The following is an 18,114-nucleotide window of genomic DNA, read 5'->3' on the forward strand; positions in this document are numbered from 1 at the left end:
TTGCGTGCGTTCCCGCAGGAGTCTGCGTGGATTTTACTTAGTTAGTATTAGAATGCAAAGCTAGAAATTGTTTGTGTGCATCTTATTTACATACTAAAAGCCACAATATTAAAATTGTGGCTTTTAGCAATGTTATTTACATAAATTCTTGCACAAGTGCATTGAATTGATTTTCGCTCATTTGAATATCGATATCTGTTAAAGGTAGCTCAGCGTAACCAGGAACTTTTTCTTGATAAGAAGTAGTTTCTTTATCCTGATAAATAATTCCTGTAACTAAGCCTTCATTCTCCATTACAGTGCGCATTGCCATGCCACGGTCAGCATTATCATACCCTTCAATATCAGCAAGCTTTGTTAAGTTTTCTTTAAACCAATCATACGTATTTACTTTGTTGTACGTAACACATGGTGAAAATACATTGATAAATGAGAAGCCTTTATGGTTAATGCCCGCTTCAATTAAAGCTGTTAATTCTTTAATATCAGTTGAGAAGCCTTGTGCCACAAATGTAGCACCGCTTGTTAATGCTATTTCCAATGGTTTTAACGATGGCTCAATAGCACCACCTGGCGTAGATTTTGTAATAAATCCAGCAGCCGAACGTGGAGATGTTTGGCCTTTTGTTAAACCGTAAATTTGGTTATCCATTACAACATATGTGATATCGATGTTACGACGGATGGCATGAATCGTATGCCCCATACCAATCGCAAAGCCATCTCCGTCACCACCAGAAGCGATAACATTTAAATCACGGTTAGCCATTTTTAATCCTTGTGCAATCGGTAATGCACGACCATGAATGCCATGGAAACCGTATGAATTAATATAACCTGAAATACGACCTGAACAGCCGATCCCAGAAATAACTGCTAGTTCATTTGGTTCTATGCCTACGTTTGCTGCTGCACGTTGAATCGCAGCCTGTACAGAGAAGTCGCCACAACCTGGGCACCAGTTTGGTTTCACTGTATTACGAAAATCCTTAAATGTTGCCATTAGCGAGTCAACTCCTTCACTCTATTTTCTAATTCACCTGGTAAGAATGGTGTACCGTTATATTTTGTAATCATCTCAATCTTACCGTGACCACCAATATTCATTTTCATGATGTTCGCTAATTGACCAGTGTAGTTGTTTTCTACAACGATTACTTTTTTTGCTTTCTCCACAAGAGGTGCCATATCAGCTGATGGGAATGGGTGAATTAAGCGAATATGCGCATGGTTCACCTTCATGCCTTGAGCATTTAATCGCTCTTGTACTTCTTCAATCGCTCCACGTGTTGAGTTAAAGCCTACTAATAAAACGTCTGCTTCTTCATGTGGTGCATTTTTATAAACAGGTGTATCAAAATTCAATGCTTCTAGCTTACGGAAGCGTTTGTCCATTTGTGTACGACGGTTGCCAGTTGCTTCAGATGGCTTCCCTGTTTCATCATGCTCAACACCTGTCACATGATGGATGCCGTTTAAATGACCTGGTAATACGCGTGGTGATATACCGTCTTCTGTATCTTCATAACGTTTGAAGTAAGCTTTATCTGCTGAAGCTTCAATATCGTCTGTAACAATTTTTCCACGACGAATTTCAATTTTTTTATAATCAAATGGTTCAACAGTTTGTTTACCAAGAGATAACTGTAAGTCAGTCATTAAAATAACCGGTAACTGTAGTTCCTCTGCAATATTAAACGCTTGGATTGTGTCAAAGAACGCTTCTTCCATAGTTGAAGGTGCGATTACCACTTTCGGAATTTCACCATGCGTACCATAAAGCATCGCCATTAAATCTGATTGTTCTTGTTTCGTTGGTAAACCAGTAGATGGACCGCCACGTTGTGTGTCTACAACAACTAATGGTTGCTCTGTCATACCTGAAAGCCCGATTGCTTCCATCATTAGAGAAAGACCAGGACCTGCTGACGCTGTAAATGAACGTACACCACCAAAGTTTGCACCGATTGCCATCGTTGCTGCAGCAATCTCGTCTTCTGTTTGAATAACCGCACCACCAAATTTAGGTAATTTTTTAATGAGGTATTCCATAATTTCTGACGCAGGTGTAATCGGGTATGCTGCCATAAAGCGTGTCCCAGCAGCTAATGCACCAAGTGCTACTGCATCATTCCCAATCATAAACATACGGCGTTTACCATCAGCTGGAGCTAATGCCCACTCACCAATACGATCGCCTAATAGTTCATTCATCATTTCATGACCACGTGCGATTGCTTCCATGTTTTTCTGAACAACTTCTTCACCTTTTTTGCCGAAGATGTCATCAACAACATTTTGGAACACAGCATCTTCTAAGTTTAGCAGAGATGCAGTCGCTCCGATTGCTACCATGTTTTTCATTAACGTTGTACCAAGCTCTGCCGCCACCTCTGTAAAAGGTACAGCAAATAATGGTGCTTTTGAATCGTCTGGTTTTACAGGATCAAATTTTGCATCGGCTAAAATAATGCCTTTTTCTGTTAGTTCTTTATAATTGACGTCGATTGTTTCTTGATCGAACGCCACTAAAATATCTAAATCATCCGCAATGGAACGTACTTCTGTTGGACGAACTGTAATTTTATTATTAGTGTGGCCACCTTTTATACGAGAAGAGAAGTGACGATAACCGTAAAGGAAATAACCTAAACGATTCATTGCCATCGAGAAAATCTCACCTGTACTCTCAATCCCTTCACCTTGCTGCCCACCGACTTTCCACGAAAGCTGATGTAACATGTCAACAACTCCTTAAATCCAATGTATACTATTATTTTTTTCCTTCATAAGTTTAACACGAAGAAACGGTCTGCACTATTGTTATTCAATGAATTGGGCGAAATTCAGACCTTTGACTGAAAATGTTGTTCAAAAAGTTGTAATTTTCAAATCAATTAAGTATAAAAAATTAACTTGCTGGTTTCAAGTGCATGAATGGACATTTATTTTTTGGATTTAGGCAATGCTAATTGCATAATAAAGGCTTCTTATAACGTAAAAATCCACTTCGCTTTCCGCGGGCACGTCGTAAGCCGCAACCGTCGCTGTCGCGTCGTCTGTTGCGTCTTACATTGCGTGCGTTCCCGCAGGAGTCTGCGTGGATTTTTACTTAGTTAACCCTACTGGCAGTGACATGAAATTTCAGAATTGTTTCGGTGCCTGACACTCCACTTAAACACCTAGCATAATAACGGTTTCTTATAACGAAAAATCCACTTCGCTTTCCGCGGGCACGTCGTAAGCCGAAACCGTCGCTGTCGCGTCGTCTGTTGCGTCTTACATTGCGTGCGTTCCCGCAAGAGTCTGCGTGGATTTTTACTTAGTTAACACTACTGGCAGTGACATGAAAATTCAAAATTGTTTCAGTGCCTGACACTCATCTGAAAAATTCAAAATTGTTTCGGTGCCTGGCACTCCACTTAAACACCTAGCATAATAACGGTTTCTTATAACGAAAAATCCACTTCGCTTTCCGCGGGCACGTCGTAAGCCGCAACCGTTGCTGTCGCGTCGTCTGTTGTGTCTTACATTGCGTGCGTTTCCGCAGGAGTCTGCGTGGATTTTTACTTAGTTAACCCTACTGGCAGTGACGTGAAATTTCAGAATTGTTTCGGTGCCTGACACTCATCTGAAAAATTCAAAATTGTTTCGGTGCCTGGCACTAAAATAGGCACAAAGAAGCCCTATCACATTGACTTTTAGAGAAAAGAGCACTAGATGTGAATGGCTAATTCCGTTCACATCTGTTAGACGCTCGTCCGTGAAAAAAGTTTTGTGATAGGGCTTGTACATTTATAATTCTTTATAGTGGAATGAATTTCTCCACTGTTTAACTAATAATCGGTGGGGTCAACCCCCACCGATTAAAGTTCTACTTTAATTATCGAACACGTTTTTCTACTAGCAGCTTTAAGGCTGTACGTTCTTCACCAGCAATTAAAATATCGGCAAACGCCGGTGCGCAAATTAAATCTGTGCCACTTGGCGCTACAAATCCGCGTGCGATGGCCACTGCTTTCACGGCTTGGTTAAGTGCACCTGCCCCAACTGCCTGCATTTCTGCTTGCCCTTTTTCTCTGATTACCGCGACTAATGCACCTGCAACTGAATTTGGATTAGAGCGTGATGATACTTTTAATGAATCCACAATTATTCCTCCCCGTTTCGCGAATAGTGTTTACGCTCAATAACTCATGTCCCCCTTTTTGGACCTCAAGTTATTGTCCGTAGGTCATTTTATGCTCAGTAAAATGAAAATAGACTATTTTCATTTCTGATATATTGTAAACTGATTAATTTCATGATGTTTTTATCGGTATATATTGATTTTTAATACTAATAAACCTCCTATTTAGAACGGTTTATCCACCAAAGCAGCAGGTAAAAAAAAAAAACTACTGTGCATGAATTATGCACAGTAGTTTCAGCTTGTCGACAAAAAAGATTAACAATATAAAGTTGATTGGAGCGGAGGACGGGCGACTCCTGCTCAGAACGCACAGTACGTAAGACGCAACAGACCGCGCGTTAGCGAGGGTTGCGGCTTACGGTGTGCCCGCGGAAAGCGCCCGTTCGTAGCAGAAATCAACGGCAGTAGACCTCTAAATTAATTTAATGATTAAAGCAAACGACTATCATATATAATCACAAGTGCAATAATTGTACTGTATTTTAACTTTTTCCTTCGAAAGAGCGTGTTGACACTAGTTGATTGGAGCGGAGGATGGGCGACTCCTGCTCAGAACGCTCAGTACGTAAGACGCAACAGACCGCGCATTAGCGAGGGTTGCGGCTTACGATGTGGCCGCGGAAAGCGCCCGCCCGTAGCGGAAATCAACAGCAGTAGTCATCACTTCTATATTAATTTTAAATAAAAAAAGGACTGTACATGAATTATGCACAGTCCTTTTCATTAAGCTTGAAACGGATAGTCCTCATTAATATATATTCTTTCACAATTAACAGCTTTCCCTGTCTTGTCATCAATTTCAACATAAAAGCCACTTAACACATCGCGACCCTTTTTTGGTACTTCAAAACGTGACGGCATATTAGTTTGGAATTTGTATATAACACTTTCCTTTGTCATTCCTAAAATTTCATCATACGGTCCTGTCATGCCAACGTCCGTAATATAAGCAGTACCATTAGGATAAATACGCGCATCAGCTGTTTGCACATGCGTATGTGTTCCTACAACGGCCGATGCCTTGCCATCCAAGTGCCAACCAAGCGCAATTTTTTCACTTGTCGCTTCGGCATGGAAATCCACGAATATTAGTGGCGACGTTTTGCGCGCTTCTTCGATTAATTCCTCTGCCATTGCAAACGGATCTTCATGCGGTGGCAAAAATACACGACCGTGTAAATTGATCACAGATAACGTAACACCATTTTTCGAAATTTGCACCATACCCTTACCTGGTGCCTCAGTCGAAAAGTTCGCTGGTCGAATTAAATAATCAGCATCATCAATAAAATCAAAAATATCTTTATTATCCCAAGTGTGGTTACCCATTGTAATAACATCTACACCCATTTGCAATAAATCATTATAAATATTACGTGTAATCCCACGACCCGCTGCAGCATTTTCACCATTGGCAATAACTACATCTAGACTATATTTCTTTTTTAATCGTGGTAAATATTTTTCAACCGCATCTCGGCCAATTGAACCGACGATATCTCCAATAAATAGTACTTTCATTTTACAAAACCACTCTTTCTATCAATAACACTCATTAGAGTTTACCATTTTTTCTTCGTCAATCGCAAAAATAAAAGGAAAAATTCGCTTCAGGTTGATGATGGTTGCTTGCATCTAAATTTTATATTTATTCGTTTTCAGCAAAAGAACAATCACATCATTAGCGATGATTGACTAACTGCTTTGTCTTGCTCGCTCTAATTTTGTTACTAGTTGCTTTTTCTTTGGCATGCACTTGACCTACTAAATAAGGTCCGAACTTCCATTTGTTCAGTAAATATGTAACGCAAATGGAGCATACCGTGCTGATTAAAAACGTGCTGACGATAACAATAGAAGCGCTTAACACATCTATATATTTCGTAAAAAAACTTTTTAGCATGATATTAAAAAGTGGGTGTAGCAAATAAATGCCAAAAGAGTAACGACTAATGAAAATAATTAATTTAGGCATGTTTCTTATTTTGCTGGCGATAAAAAACAATAGGAAAGCTACACTCAAGGTGTAAAAAATAACATCAATTCTCTTTGAATGAACTTCAGTAATCAAGCCAGACCATTGACTAGCGAGTAAAACACCTAGCATGAGTAAACAAATACTTGGTAATACATAACGAAAGCGATGAAGCAACGCAATAAACTGCTCATAATTTTTACCACAATAATAGGCCACTACGAAATAGGCGATCCATGCAGGAAATGGCATCTTATTTAATACAGTCCATTCCACTTCTATATAAGGAAGAAAATATAAATACTTAAATGGGTCAAAAAAATTGAAAAAGGCTAGGTAAACAAAATTAAGGAGACATGCTGTGATGATGACTTTGTAGGCTGGATATTTTGAAACGATAAATTTTACAAATAACGGATGCAAAAAGTAAAACTGAAAAATGATGATAATAAAGTAGCCGTGAAAATCACCTTCGAAAAAATTTAATAAAACCTTTTTTTCAAAATCAATACTATTTATGTTAATGGAATGAAGGACTGCATCTACAATCCCTATAAAAATAAAAGGTAGAAAAATATAAGAAAAACGTTTTTTATAAAATCTTTTTGGCAATTCATCTGAATAGGAATAAGCAATCACAAATTCCGAAATAAAAATGAAGATAGGCGTCCCGAACATTAATGCTAATTGAAGAGATGTCAGTACAAAAAACACAGTATTTTCTTCTATATCGTATATGTCCAACACTAAAGTGACACTATGCATTAAAACAATTCCCAAACAGGCTACAAACCGTAGTAAAAATATTTCCTTAACAACTGGCTTCATTTTCCCACCTGCCATTTCTAAGCACTTAAACTTATTTTTAATTTGTAATCTATATCTAACTTACTTAAAAACGTAGGGAAAGCTTTTTAGTCGTTGGAAATGACACGCTTTAAGTGCAGCAAAATGTCTCTCATCGTTGTAGGCTGGAACATAAAATTCCCAACAAAAACAACAGTCATTGTCCATACAGAAATGCATACAGCTGCAACAAACCAAGTAAGGACACTTACAATATGTAATTCGATAAAAAATAGAAATGGTGATGCAGCGATGAATGCCAAAATACTATTTAGTAAAATTTTTTTAACGGTAACGTAAACTGAAGTTTTTAGTATCACTTTAGACGTATAAAGTATTAAATCACATGTACGATATGCATAAGAACAAAGTGCTCCAATCAAAATGCCTTCAACACCTAGAAATTGTACTAACACAAAGGAGACACTAAAGTTTATGACCGCTTCAATAATGGCACGAATTTTTGTCTCTTTAAAATGCCCAGCCGAATTGACTAATGTATTCGCAGGAATTCGAATAGCATTGGCAATGCCTACAACTACAAAGAGTGCCGCTAACCACGGTCTTATATAGTTTGCATCCTCAATACCCGCTGTATAAATAGTTATAAAAGGCAAAATTAAAATGGCTGTACATGTATAACCAAAAGCAACGACTGCGAAAAAAACGTATTCGAAATGATGAAAATGTTTTTGAAGTGTATCTAGATCTTCTTTTACAAGTATGTCTCCAAAGGCTGCTAACATCGCACCAGAGAAAGCTGAAATAAACAATGTAACAGCATTAAATACCATATTGTACACCGTAAATACACTAACTTCTGTAAGACCAAGAAAAATAGTAATTAAAATAAACGGCGTATTAAATACAACTAATGAGGCAATTTGATGGATTAAAGCATCCCACTTTTTTTTAATTGCTGATGTATTTGGCTTTACGTTACTATTGAAATACGGATATTTTTTTTGGACATATACTTTTAAAAAAAGAATATCTAGTAATAACAGCATGCTAGAACTACCAACAACAACAACGATTGAAAAACCAAGCGTTAATAAAACTAACGATAAAATGGTACTAGCGATCAATAAACATGTTTGTATTCGAAAAATAATGTAGCTTTTTTGATCTGCAGTTAGTAGCACTAAATATTTTCCTATTAAAAAATACTCCCATACGCCACTAATTCCCAAAATAAGCACCATATAGAAAGCTGTAAGTGGACTCACTTCTTTAGCTACTATTAGCGGATAGAAGATCGCTAATAGGGCTACTAATACAACAAATATAGTACCTGAACGTCTGTAAAAATAATGTGTTGCTGAAAGAATGCCATTTATTTGTTCTTTATCATTCATGGCCAACGGTTTATACAGTGCTGCAATGGATGCACTGCCTACTCCCGCTTCTACAATTTTTAAATAACTTAAAAATTGCTTAATTGACGTAACTAGTCCATTTGTAGCGGAGCCATAAGTCGTCATAAATAATTGAGGCAAAATAAAATTAATGACCGCCGAAACAATTTGCAACATAACATTGGAAAATAAATTTAATATAATTTTCTTTGTTCTCATGAGCCACTTCTACTTCGTTTCATCTCAATCAATGCATATAATAATAGAATGTGTTGTTTCTTCAATAACCAAATGTACATTTTCGTTTTATACGGTAAGTCATTTGTACAAATAGCCTGTAACACCTCGTTGACATCTTTCTGTTTCATCATTTTTTTGATAAAGGCCCTTTTCTCACGCAGGCTCTTATCATTTTGTTGATTAAATTCATTATTAACCCCTGCAATAATTAAATAGATAAAATAATACTGAAGTTGATTTGTAAAATTAGGTGCTGTTTTTTCATTACTACGTGTAAAATATTTTAAATGCCCATATAAAATGAGGATTTTCTCAAAAAATGTTTGATCATAACTAGCTGTCATAGAAGAGGAAGTTTGGCGATAATGATATAAATATTGTTTGTCTAATATATAAATACTGTCCGCATCAAGTAAGCTAGGATATGTACAGGCTACATCTTCCCCCATGCAGATTGTATCATCAACATTCAATTGAAATTTTTTGATAAGCGTTTTTTTGAAGATTTTGTTGGACACTGAAGGAAATAGTCCGAACTTATAATATTCACCTGCATATAGCATAATCGGATAGACTTCTTTTTCCATCCTTTCTTTCTTGTACAATCCAGGTGCAACCATTTGTATTCGTCTTACTTCTTGGTTTGGATAATTTTCTACGATATCGCAAATGACAATGTCTACATCGTATACATTTGCTGCACCACATAATGATTGATACATGTCTGCTTCAATCCAATCATCACTATCTACATAGCCAATATACTTGCCATGAGCGGCAAGTATACCTACTTTTCGCGCACTGACAAGCCCACCATTTTCTTTGTGAATAACAACAATTCTTGGATCGTGCTCGGCATAGTCATCACATATTTTGGAACTATTATCCGTCGATCCATCATTCACCAATATTAGCTCAAAATCCTCAAATTTTTGATTCAATATGCTATCTATACATTCTTTTAAATAGTGCTCAACATTATAGATTGGCACAATAATGCTTAAAAATGGCATTGCCTCACCTCCCACCCATACTTATCTCCTGATTTTTCTGAAGCGCTAACGCAAACATTATTAACATAATATGAAAAGGGAAATAATCCATTATGAAAGAATCAAGTACAGCATTAGCAATTAACATAATATAGAGAGGTATAGCGTTGACCGCTAATATTTGAAAGTTCGTTTTTCCGCTGTTACCAATATTTTGACGGAGAACTTTATTTAAGCTAACAATATATAGTAGTGCAAGAACGATGCCTATTAACCCAAGATAATAAGGAGTTGATAAGTACATCGTATGCGCCATTTTTGCATTGGAGAAACTCGTGCCAAAACCAGCCCCAATAACGAATATTTTTGTGCTTTGTAAAATTTCCGCTGCAAACATATTCCAGCTACTTAATCGCCCAGTTGTAATAGCATCTGTTGATGTTCCTGCTCCAAAAAATCGAATCCAATAAATTTCGAATAACTTCTCGTAAAAAAAAAATAGTAGAACACCACAAATCGCTAGCATAAACGAAGCGAACTGGAATGCTGTTTTTATATTATTTTTAACGAACATGATGAACGTCAATAAAATGAATGCTATAAAAGTGATGATAAACATTTTGGAATAAGTAAATATCCCGAATATCGCTAATACAATGATGAGCAGAATCGGCTTAATTTTCATTTTTTTATCGTAGTAAAAAAGAACTAATAAACAAGCAATCGCTATAAGAATTTGCAAACTAAAATAATTCGGATCTAAATCTAAACCCGTAAACCTTGTATTAATGGCACTTGTCGTCTTAACTGTATTGACAATTGTCATTGACTCAATAAAGCTGTCAATCGCTTGAACAGAAAAACTTAACCAGCGAACGATTGCAGCAGTTAGTAAGCCTATTGCATACACATACGTATATCTTCTAAAATAAGTATTTGAATCGATGAACAGAACAGCAAAAAAGATCACACTATAATTTAATACAAAGCCAAACACTTCGATAAGATTACCACTATTTACCAGAGTTGCCGCGATAGCAAAACATACAAATAGAACATAGGTGATGACAAGCTGTGTTGAAATCCCTTTGTTTTGCATAAACAGCGTCATGACACTTAAAACAATATAAACAAAACTAAGTACAACAAAAAGTGAATAGCTCGTTAAATCGAACTTAATAACATACACCCATGAAATAAAAAACAGTAAATAATCAATTCTATGTTGTTGTTTATCCAACAACATTGCTGTAATTATTAAACTAATAAAGATAAAAAGAAATAGATTACTACTTGTATACATTTTTAACACGACAAATATACTGGAAATTATACAGATCCAAATACTGAAATTTTTATTTTTTAATTTCATTTTCGATCAAACTCCAATACTAGTTGCTCTTGTGCTTTTCGATTTGTATAGCGATTTTCTTCAATATATTTTTTCATCTTCTGAAGACAATCGCCATTGTTGATTATATTGGCAATGACGGCATACATATCTTCTACATGTCCATTCGTTATCAAACCGTTTCTACCATCGCGTATTTGCTCACCTGCTGCCGCAAAATTTGTGGTAATAACCGGCGTTGCTAATATTAATGCCTCCCCTACTACCATCGGATATCCTTCATACGCGGAAGTTACTATTAAAACATCGCTCTGTTTAATAAACGGATACGGATTATGACATTCACCGACAAATTCAACTACATCTTCTACACCTAATTCAAGCGCTAATCGTTTATTAAAAAGTAAATCAGGCCCATCGCCTATAATTCGCCAATGAAAATGATTGTTAGAAGATTCCTTTAAAAGCTTACATATGTGTAGAATGAAATCGAACCTTTTAGTAGCATTATCCATTCGCCCAACAGATAATAAATCCAATGTTCCTTTTTCAAATGGTGGATATTGCGTTGCTAGTTCTTTTATTTCTGTTATTGGGAAAAAATTATAGACAACTTGTATTTTATGTTGATATTGGGGGAGAAAATTAACCAAGTTTTGCTTGCATGCTTCAGAAACACATATTAATCTATCGAAATTCTGATAGGTTTTAACACATACGTCGTAATTAAAGTTCGCCCTTAATGGATCTGTATGTATCCACGCAAACTTTTTATCCGCTCTTACAAATTTATCTACAAACAAATTCGTGCCTTGGTTAAAGTAACTATTTGGTGCATCATTAAAATAAGAAATTGCAATATGATATTGTTTTTGATGGCGATGCATTTTAAAAAGTAATGTATAAAAATTGTTTGAACCAATCACTCTTACAATCAACATACATAGTATTCGTAAGATAATATGCCACAAGTTCTTTCTCTGTTTCACTACATAAAACGGGGTAGCAATTAGCTGTAATAGTAAACCTCCAATATTGACCTGCACATTAGAGGGGATGTCCTTTATGAGTTCGCCTTTACCGAATGTAAAGACATCTATTTCATATTGCTTATCGACACAAACTTCTTTCAATGTATTAATTAAAGCTTTTTGAATACCGCCCATCTGAAAATTTTGCGCAACAAATAATATTTTCATCTCTTCCGAAGACCCCCTAGAAACCCAATATTACTGTAATATTTTCAAATAGCTTCTACTGCTATAAATTGCTGTATAATGTAATAATGCGTTTCTCCATCTCATTCCAGCTATACTGTTCCTCATATAATAACTTCATTTTTCGTGAAATTTCTGGCCATTCTTCTTTACGCTCTATTAGCTTTTCAATACCCTTTTGTAGACTTTCTTGATTAAAATCAATTAGCTCACCTAGGTCATTTTCTGCCACTACTTCAGACATGCCTGTGTTTTTTACCATAATTAATGGCTTGCCAAGCATCAGTGCCTCATAAAATTTATTTGGGGCTGCGTAATAATGGTTGGAAACTTCAGGATCATAAATGGCAGTCATAATATCACAACCTTTTTCTAATGCTAATGTTTTTTCATATGGGATTTTTCCGTAAAAAAATATGTTGTCATATTGCAGTGCCATTTGTGCCAATTCGTCTGCATACTCGCCAAATCCACCAATATGCAATTCGTAGCGTGGATTATTTTTTACGATAGCAACTAGTTCCTTAATGAGCCTTTCATTTGCCAGTATGCCGACATAGACAATTTTGACTTTATCGTGATTCAAATTTAATTCATATGTTATATCCACATGCAGTGGCGTATTATAAATGACCTCAATTTTTTTCGGTGATGCTTTAGCTATTTGCCCTCTTCGCTTTTCTGTACAAATAATGACAGCATCGACACTATTTAATAGTGCTATATCTATTTTTTCAACTATTTTCCCAATTATTGCAGGTCCATGAAAGGGGGCAGTAACGGAATCAAACATATCATAAATGACTTTTTTGCGGAGTATTTTCGCACATACTGTACCTACAAATGCTGTATCAAAATCACAAGCATGAATAATATCATACGTATTTTTATTTTGAAGTAGCCATTGGAATAGCTTTAGCTGAAAGCGCAATAGTGGAAAGAAATTTTTTTTAAATCCTCCACCAAATGTAGCAGGGATGCCAAACCTTGTAATTTTAATTGTATGAGCTCGCTTCAAAAATTCCACTTTTGCATTATATTTACTATCTCTATCCCATGCTAAAATTTGAACATGCCAGTCATTTTTTCTAAGGCTGTCCACTTCTTTTTCAACTCTCGGATCTGGAGAAATTGGATTACTTCTCATAAAAACGACTCTCATCCCAAACTGTCCCCTTATAAGTTTAATACCTACTATCGTGCCAGCATCTTTACGTTCCACTTGCTCTCTTCAGCTTTTATAAGCAGCTCCATTCAAAATAACTTCCACCGTCTTTTTGTGAAGTTATTTTCTGGCTCGTATACGATAAAAGGCTGATTATTGATGATCCGTTTATTATTTTCTAAAAAGTCATCTACCGCATTCAATTCTTTCTGCTTTTCCAAAAATCTCAGACCTTTTTCAAATAAAAATGGGCGTGTTTTTAAATGATGCACATCCGAACCATATGTATGGACAAGGTTCGATCGAACTAATTTCAAGGAAAGCTGTTGAATAGACTTGCCAAACAAACCAGCTAAACTCCCTGCAGTTATTTGTGCAAGTGCACCCTCACGTATGAGGTTTTCTAAGCGACTTGGATTTTCTGCTATCGCTTTATTTCGTTCCGGATGAGCAATGATTGGCGTTATACCTGCTGTCAACAAGTCGTAAATGATAGTTCGTGTATATGTGGGAATGAAACCCGATGGAAGCTCAAGTAACAAATAATTTGAATGTGCTAATGTGAGAAGCTGATTTTTCTTATAAAGCTCCAAAATATTCCCTGCCAATCTCACCTCATGTCCTGGATAAAGTGTTAATGGCATGTTACGTCTGTCAATTTCCTGTTGTAATTGTGCAATTTGTTCATGTACTACACGAACATGAACATTATGTTTAGGGTGTAGCGCATGTGAAGTAGAAATAATTGCTGTAATACCTTCCATAATAGCCTGTTCAAATAATCTGAATGTCTCTTCTTCTGTTTCGGGACCGTCATCGACATTTACTAAAATATGACTGTGCATATCTATCACTACGTTTCACTTCCCTATCTATGCCCAATCACTATCGGTAATATTGATCATAATATTCGCCGAGAGGTAATTTGTAATTGTTTAAAACTACACCTAAAATATTCGCCTTTGATGCTTCAAGACTTAATTTCGCTTTAAGTACACTTGCATTTTCCACTACACCACTATTCACAATGAGTAGTGTTCCTTGGCATTTATTAGATAAAACTTGTGCATCGGTTACCGATAACAGTGGTGGTGCATCAAAAATAATGATGTCAAAGTCTCCTATTAGTTGCGTCATGACACTATTCATTGTTTTAGAAGAAAGTAACTCAGCCGGATTAGGTGGAATTGGTCCGCTCGTCATAACAAAAAGATTAGGAATATCTGTACTATTTAAAACTTCTGACATTTCATATTGTCTTGTCAGTAAATTTGACAGACCCCTTATATTTTGTAATCGAAACGTGTAATGCATTGTGGGCTTACGTAAATCAGCATCTACAATTAATATTTTTTTCCCTTCTTGTGCAAATACAACGCCTAAATTGGCTACATTTGTTGATTTCCCTTCACCTGGCGTCGCTGAAGTTACTAAAATTGTTTTTATTTCTTGATCTGGCATTGCGAAGGTAATGTTTGTTCGTATTGTACGAAATTGCTCAGAAACGATGGAATTACTATTGCCGACTGTCACAAGCTTCCTGCCCATTTTACCTAGTTTTTTTTTATTTGCTCTTTTTTGAAGAAACACAGTTACTCCCTCCTTATGTAACGGGATTCAATCATATGTTTTTATAGCTAGCACTAGTTATTTTACTTATAATACCAATAATTGGTAACCCAATTGTTTCTTCAATATCTTGCTCTGTCTTAACTGTTGTATCCAAGCACTCTACCAATAATGCAATGCCAGCACTTATTATGAATCCAATCATTGCAGCCGCCACAATATATAAATTTTTGTTTGGTGCTACAGGCTCAGGCTTGTCATCTAATTTTGCTACTGACAAAATATTAATATTGTCGATTGTCATTAACACTTGAATTTCCTCTTGAAATACTCCTGCTACAGTATTAGCAATATCGACTGCCATTTCAGGCTTTTTATCGCGCACAGCAATATTGACAACTTGAGAATTACTGGCGTTGGATACAGTAATTTGTTCCTTTAATTTTTCAGGTGTACTATTTAAATTAAGTTGGCTAATCACTTTAGATAAAATAGCAGGACTTTGAATAATAACATTATACGTATTAATTAAGCGTAGATTTGTTTCGACTTGCTGTACCCCTAACAGAGCTTGATCGGTATTTTTTTGATTTACTAATAGCTGGGTCTGCGCCTCATAGGTTGGCTTTATGATAAAGTAACTTAGAAACGCAGTGACTAATGCTAAGAAAAGCGCAAAACTGATAATATAGAGCAATTGCTTACGCACTATTTTCAATACATCTTGTAATGTGATAGTTTCTTGCAACGACCTTCACCCCTTGACATAACATATGCTAGCTAATTTATATCTACTAGTTACATTAAAAAGTTTTATTCAAAAAGTTTTATGGCCTATTATATTATTGATATCTCCCTTTTATTCATGGTCGATAAAGAGACATAGATGTTACATAAGCTTATATTTTCTATTATTCATATGAGGCTTTTCAAAAACAAAAAGCGAATCCAATTTTCAGGAAACGCTTCTTAATAAAACCGATATATTCATTTCACATCATGACGATTTGCATAAGGCCCCAATCATCTAATCTAAGTGTTTTTCATTCTTTAAATACAATCTTGTATTACTAACTGAATAAAAAGAGGCTCCTCTCGATTAAAATCAAGAGGAGCCTCCTATTTTATTATTTTGCATACTCCACTGCACGTGTTTCGCGAATAACAGTTACTTTAATATGACCTGGATAATCTAGTTCTTCTTCAATACGCTTACGAATATCACGTGCAAGACGATGAGATGCTAAATCGTCAATCTTTTCTGGTTGAACAATAATTCGGATTTCACGACCTGCTTGGATAGCATATGATTTTTCCACACCATCATAGCTTTCAGAAATCTCTTCTAATTTTTCTAGTCTGCGAATATAGTTTTCCAGTGTCTCACTACGAGCACCTGGACGCGCTGCAGATAATGCGTCTGCTGCAGCTACTAATACTGCAATAACAGATGTCGCTTCTGTATCACCATGGTGAGAAGCAATACTATTAATAACAACAGGATGTTCTTTATATTTCGTAGCTAATTCCACGCCGATTTCAACATGGCTTCCTTCAACTTCATGGTCGATTGCTTTACCTATATCATGTAATAGGCCTGCACGACGAGCTAACGCTACATCTTCACCAAGTTCAGCAGCTAGTAAACCTGCCAAATGTGCAACCTCCACTGAATGTTTTAGGACGTTTTGCCCGTAGCTTGTACGGTATTTCATGCGGCCCAAAATCTTCATTAAGTCTGGATGTAGATTGTGAATGCCGATTTCAAATGTCGTTTGTTCCCCTGTTTCACGAATTTGTTCATCCACCTCTCGACGAGATTTCTCAACCATTTCTTCGATGCGAGCAGGGTGAATACGACCATCCTGTACCAGCTTTTCAAGTGCAAGTCGAGCCGTTTCACGACGAATTGGATCAAACCCAGATAAAATTACTGCTTCTGGTGTATCATCAATAATTAAATCGATTCCTGTTAATGTTTCGAGTGTACGGATATTACGACCCTCTCGACCAATAATACGACCTTTCATTTCATCATTTGGCAAGTTCACAACAGAGACTGTTGTTTCTGCAACGTGGTCTGCAGCAAATCGTTGCAGTGCCAATGATAAAATTTCACGTGCCTTTTTATCAGATTCCTCTTTCACACGCATTTCAGATTCCTTCGTCATTACAGCAATATCAGTCGCTAGCTCTTTCTCTACTTCACTTAAGATAATAGTCTTAGCTTCATCTCTTGTTAATGCAGAAATGCGCTCTAGTTCTGTTTTTTGCGCTGCAACAAGCTCGTCCACTTTGCTTTCCATCTGTTCAATATGCTGTTGTCTTTCAGCTAGAGCTTGTTCCTTACGCTCTAAGCTGGCTTCTCTCTTATTCAGAGCATCATCCTTGCGATCAAGATTCTCTTCTCTTTGCAATAAACGGTTCTCTTGTTTTTGAAGTTCTAAACGACGGTCACGAATGTCATTTTCTGCTTCAGTGCGAAATTTGTGAGTTTCATCTTTGGCTTCAAGTAGTGCTTCTTTCTTTAATGCCTCCGCCTCTCGTTTTCCTTCTTCAACGATTGTTTCAGCGACATGTTTAGCACCAGTGATTTTTGAGTCATTCACTTTTTTCATGTAGATATAGCTAACAGCGGCACCAACGATGAGTCCAAGCAAAGCGGAGATGATAGTAATTCCATCCATATGAACACCTCCTCTTGCTATTTGGGTAATACAGTTTCAGTCGGCGCATACAAAAAATGTACTGCCTATTTTAAAGTCATAATTCAGAAATTATACATATTTAATTGTATAGCTAGCCTCAGGCTCTGTCAAGGATAGACGGGCATCTGTTCGCCTATCAGTAACAAAAAAAGTAAGTCATATCCATTAGATGGATATATTAACTATTACTTTTGAGCTAGATAAAATGCCTTCTTCGATGAATATTTTTTTATCAGGACAAAGGTTACAATACAATTATTACCACAATTACCGTCATCTTAATACAATTATTTTAACTTTCTTTGACAAATGAACATATCGTCTCTTTGTCAGCTGTCCAATCAAAATTTTTATACCTATTTCACTCATAAGTATATCTATAATTTACGTTAGCTATCTATCAATTCCAGTATCACTACGTTCTATTAAACTAACAATAAAAACAAAAAAATCGTTCTTACTTCTTATGAGTAAGAACGATTTAGAATGAAGCGAATTGCT

At 36.2% G+C, this 18,114-nt stretch carries 14 protein-coding genes; all 14 read right to left on the bottom strand.

From position 1 onward, the window contains the following. Positions 1-136: 136 nt before the first annotated feature. The 14 genes from ACQKNX_RS13250 to rny all read right to left on the bottom strand — a co-directional run bounded on the left by ACQKNX_RS13250 (position 137) and on the right by rny (position 17,592). Positions 137-1,003, bottom strand: coding sequence for a 2-oxoacid:ferredoxin oxidoreductase subunit beta (locus ACQKNX_RS13250; protein WP_427429291.1), 867 nt, complete (start codon positions 1,001-1,003; stop codon positions 137-139). Then, entirely contained in the window at positions 1,003-2,742 is a 1,740-nt protein-coding gene (locus ACQKNX_RS13255; protein WP_340825741.1) for a 2-oxoacid:acceptor oxidoreductase subunit alpha, read from the bottom strand. Before ACQKNX_RS13255 ends, ACQKNX_RS13250 begins: the two co-directional genes overlap by 1 nt. A gap of 1,141 nt (positions 2,743-3,883) precedes the next feature. After that, positions 3,884-4,150, bottom strand: coding sequence for a stage V sporulation protein S (locus ACQKNX_RS13260; RefSeq protein WP_010858535.1), 267 nt, complete (start codon positions 4,148-4,150; stop codon positions 3,884-3,886). A 765-nt stretch (positions 4,151-4,915) separates the two neighbouring features. Beyond that, complete coding sequence (locus tag ACQKNX_RS13265; protein ID WP_427429292.1) at positions 4,916-5,713, bottom strand: TIGR00282 family metallophosphoesterase; 798 nt, start codon at positions 5,711-5,713, stop codon at positions 4,916-4,918. A 160-nt stretch (positions 5,714-5,873) separates the two neighbouring features. Continuing rightward, on the bottom strand, positions 5,874-7,010 hold the full coding sequence (locus tag ACQKNX_RS13270; RefSeq protein WP_427429293.1) for an acyltransferase family protein: 1,137 nt from the start codon (positions 7,008-7,010) through the stop codon (positions 5,874-5,876). 71 nt (positions 7,011-7,081) lie between these two features. After that, positions 7,082-8,590 (bottom strand): lipopolysaccharide biosynthesis protein, encoded by a 1,509-nt coding sequence (locus ACQKNX_RS13275; RefSeq protein ID WP_427429294.1) that lies wholly within the window; start codon positions 8,588-8,590, stop codon positions 7,082-7,084. Then, positions 8,587-9,624, bottom strand: coding sequence for a glycosyltransferase family 2 protein (locus ACQKNX_RS13280; protein WP_427429295.1), 1,038 nt, complete (start codon positions 9,622-9,624; stop codon positions 8,587-8,589). The genes ACQKNX_RS13275 and ACQKNX_RS13280 overlap by 4 nt, the downstream gene beginning before the upstream one ends. 4 nt (positions 9,625-9,628) lie before the next feature. Beyond that, positions 9,629-10,975, bottom strand: a complete 1,347-nt coding sequence (locus tag ACQKNX_RS13285; protein WP_427429296.1) for a hypothetical protein — start codon at positions 10,973-10,975, stop codon at positions 9,629-9,631. After that, positions 10,972-12,153: a glycosyltransferase gene (locus ACQKNX_RS13290; protein ID WP_427429297.1), complete on the bottom strand. Its 1,182-nt coding sequence runs from the start codon at positions 12,151-12,153 to the stop codon at positions 10,972-10,974. Before ACQKNX_RS13290 ends, ACQKNX_RS13285 begins: the two co-directional genes overlap by 4 nt. A 61-nt stretch (positions 12,154-12,214) precedes the next feature. Then, a complete protein-coding gene (locus tag ACQKNX_RS13295) occupies positions 12,215-13,333 on the bottom strand; it encodes a glycosyltransferase family 4 protein (RefSeq protein ID WP_427429298.1) in 1,119 nt (372 codons plus the stop codon). A gap of 92 nt (positions 13,334-13,425) precedes the next feature. Next, a complete protein-coding gene (locus ACQKNX_RS13300) occupies positions 13,426-14,181 on the bottom strand; it encodes a tyrosine-protein phosphatase (protein WP_427429666.1) in 756 nt (251 codons plus the stop codon). Positions 14,182-14,221: 40 nt separating this feature from the next. Next, positions 14,222-14,884 carry a CpsD/CapB family tyrosine-protein kinase gene (locus ACQKNX_RS13305; protein WP_427429667.1) on the bottom strand — a complete coding sequence of 221 codons (663 nt, stop codon included), beginning with the start codon at positions 14,882-14,884 and terminating at the stop codon, positions 14,222-14,224. Positions 14,885-14,957: 73 nt separating this feature from the next. Then, complete coding sequence (locus ACQKNX_RS13310) at positions 14,958-15,653, bottom strand: YveK family protein (RefSeq protein ID WP_427429299.1); 696 nt, start codon at positions 15,651-15,653, stop codon at positions 14,958-14,960. Between the two features lie 379 nt (positions 15,654-16,032). Next, positions 16,033-17,592 (bottom strand): ribonuclease Y, encoded by a 1,560-nt coding sequence (gene rny, locus ACQKNX_RS13315; protein WP_340825755.1) that lies wholly within the window; start codon positions 17,590-17,592, stop codon positions 16,033-16,035. Positions 17,593-18,114: the final 522 nt, after the last annotated feature.

The sequence above is a fragment of the Lysinibacillus sp. NPDC093712 genome (assembly GCF_050280025.1).
In the GTDB taxonomy this organism is placed as follows: Bacteria; Bacillota; Bacilli; order Bacillales_A; family Planococcaceae; genus Lysinibacillus.

Bases quoted from the DNA above. Each gene is read 5' to 3' on its own strand.
- ACQKNX_RS13250 (WP_427429291.1), bottom strand. From the start codon at position 1,003: ATGGCAACATTTAAGGATTTTCGTAATACAGTGAAACCAAACTGGTGC.
- ACQKNX_RS13255 (WP_340825741.1), bottom strand. From the start codon at position 2,742: ATGTTACATCAGCTTTCGTGGAAAGTCGGTGGGCAGCAAGGTGAAGGG.
- ACQKNX_RS13265 (WP_427429292.1), bottom strand. From the start codon at position 5,713: ATGAAAGTACTATTTATTGGAGATATCGTCGGTTCAATTGGCCGAGAT.
- ACQKNX_RS13270 (WP_427429293.1), bottom strand. From the start codon at position 7,010: ATGGCAGGTGGGAAAATGAAGCCAGTTGTTAAGGAAATATTTTTACTA.
- ACQKNX_RS13275 (WP_427429294.1), bottom strand. From the start codon at position 8,590: ATGAGAACAAAGAAAATTATATTAAATTTATTTTCCAATGTTATGTTG.
- ACQKNX_RS13280 (WP_427429295.1), bottom strand. From the start codon at position 9,624: ATGCCATTTTTAAGCATTATTGTGCCAATCTATAATGTTGAGCACTAT.
- ACQKNX_RS13285 (WP_427429296.1), bottom strand. From the start codon at position 10,975: ATGAAATTAAAAAATAAAAATTTCAGTATTTGGATCTGTATAATTTCC.
- ACQKNX_RS13290 (WP_427429297.1), bottom strand. From the start codon at position 12,153: ATGAAAATATTATTTGTTGCGCAAAATTTTCAGATGGGCGGTATTCAA.
- ACQKNX_RS13295 (WP_427429298.1), bottom strand. From the start codon at position 13,333: ATGAGAGTCGTTTTTATGAGAAGTAATCCAATTTCTCCAGATCCGAGA.
- ACQKNX_RS13300 (WP_427429666.1), bottom strand. From the start codon at position 14,181: ATGCACAGTCATATTTTAGTAAATGTCGATGACGGTCCCGAAACAGAA.
- ACQKNX_RS13305 (WP_427429667.1), bottom strand. From the start codon at position 14,884: ATGGGCAGGAAGCTTGTGACAGTCGGCAATAGTAATTCCATCGTTTCT.
- rny (WP_340825755.1), bottom strand. From the start codon at position 17,592: ATGGATGGAATTACTATCATCTCCGCTTTGCTTGGACTCATCGTTGGT.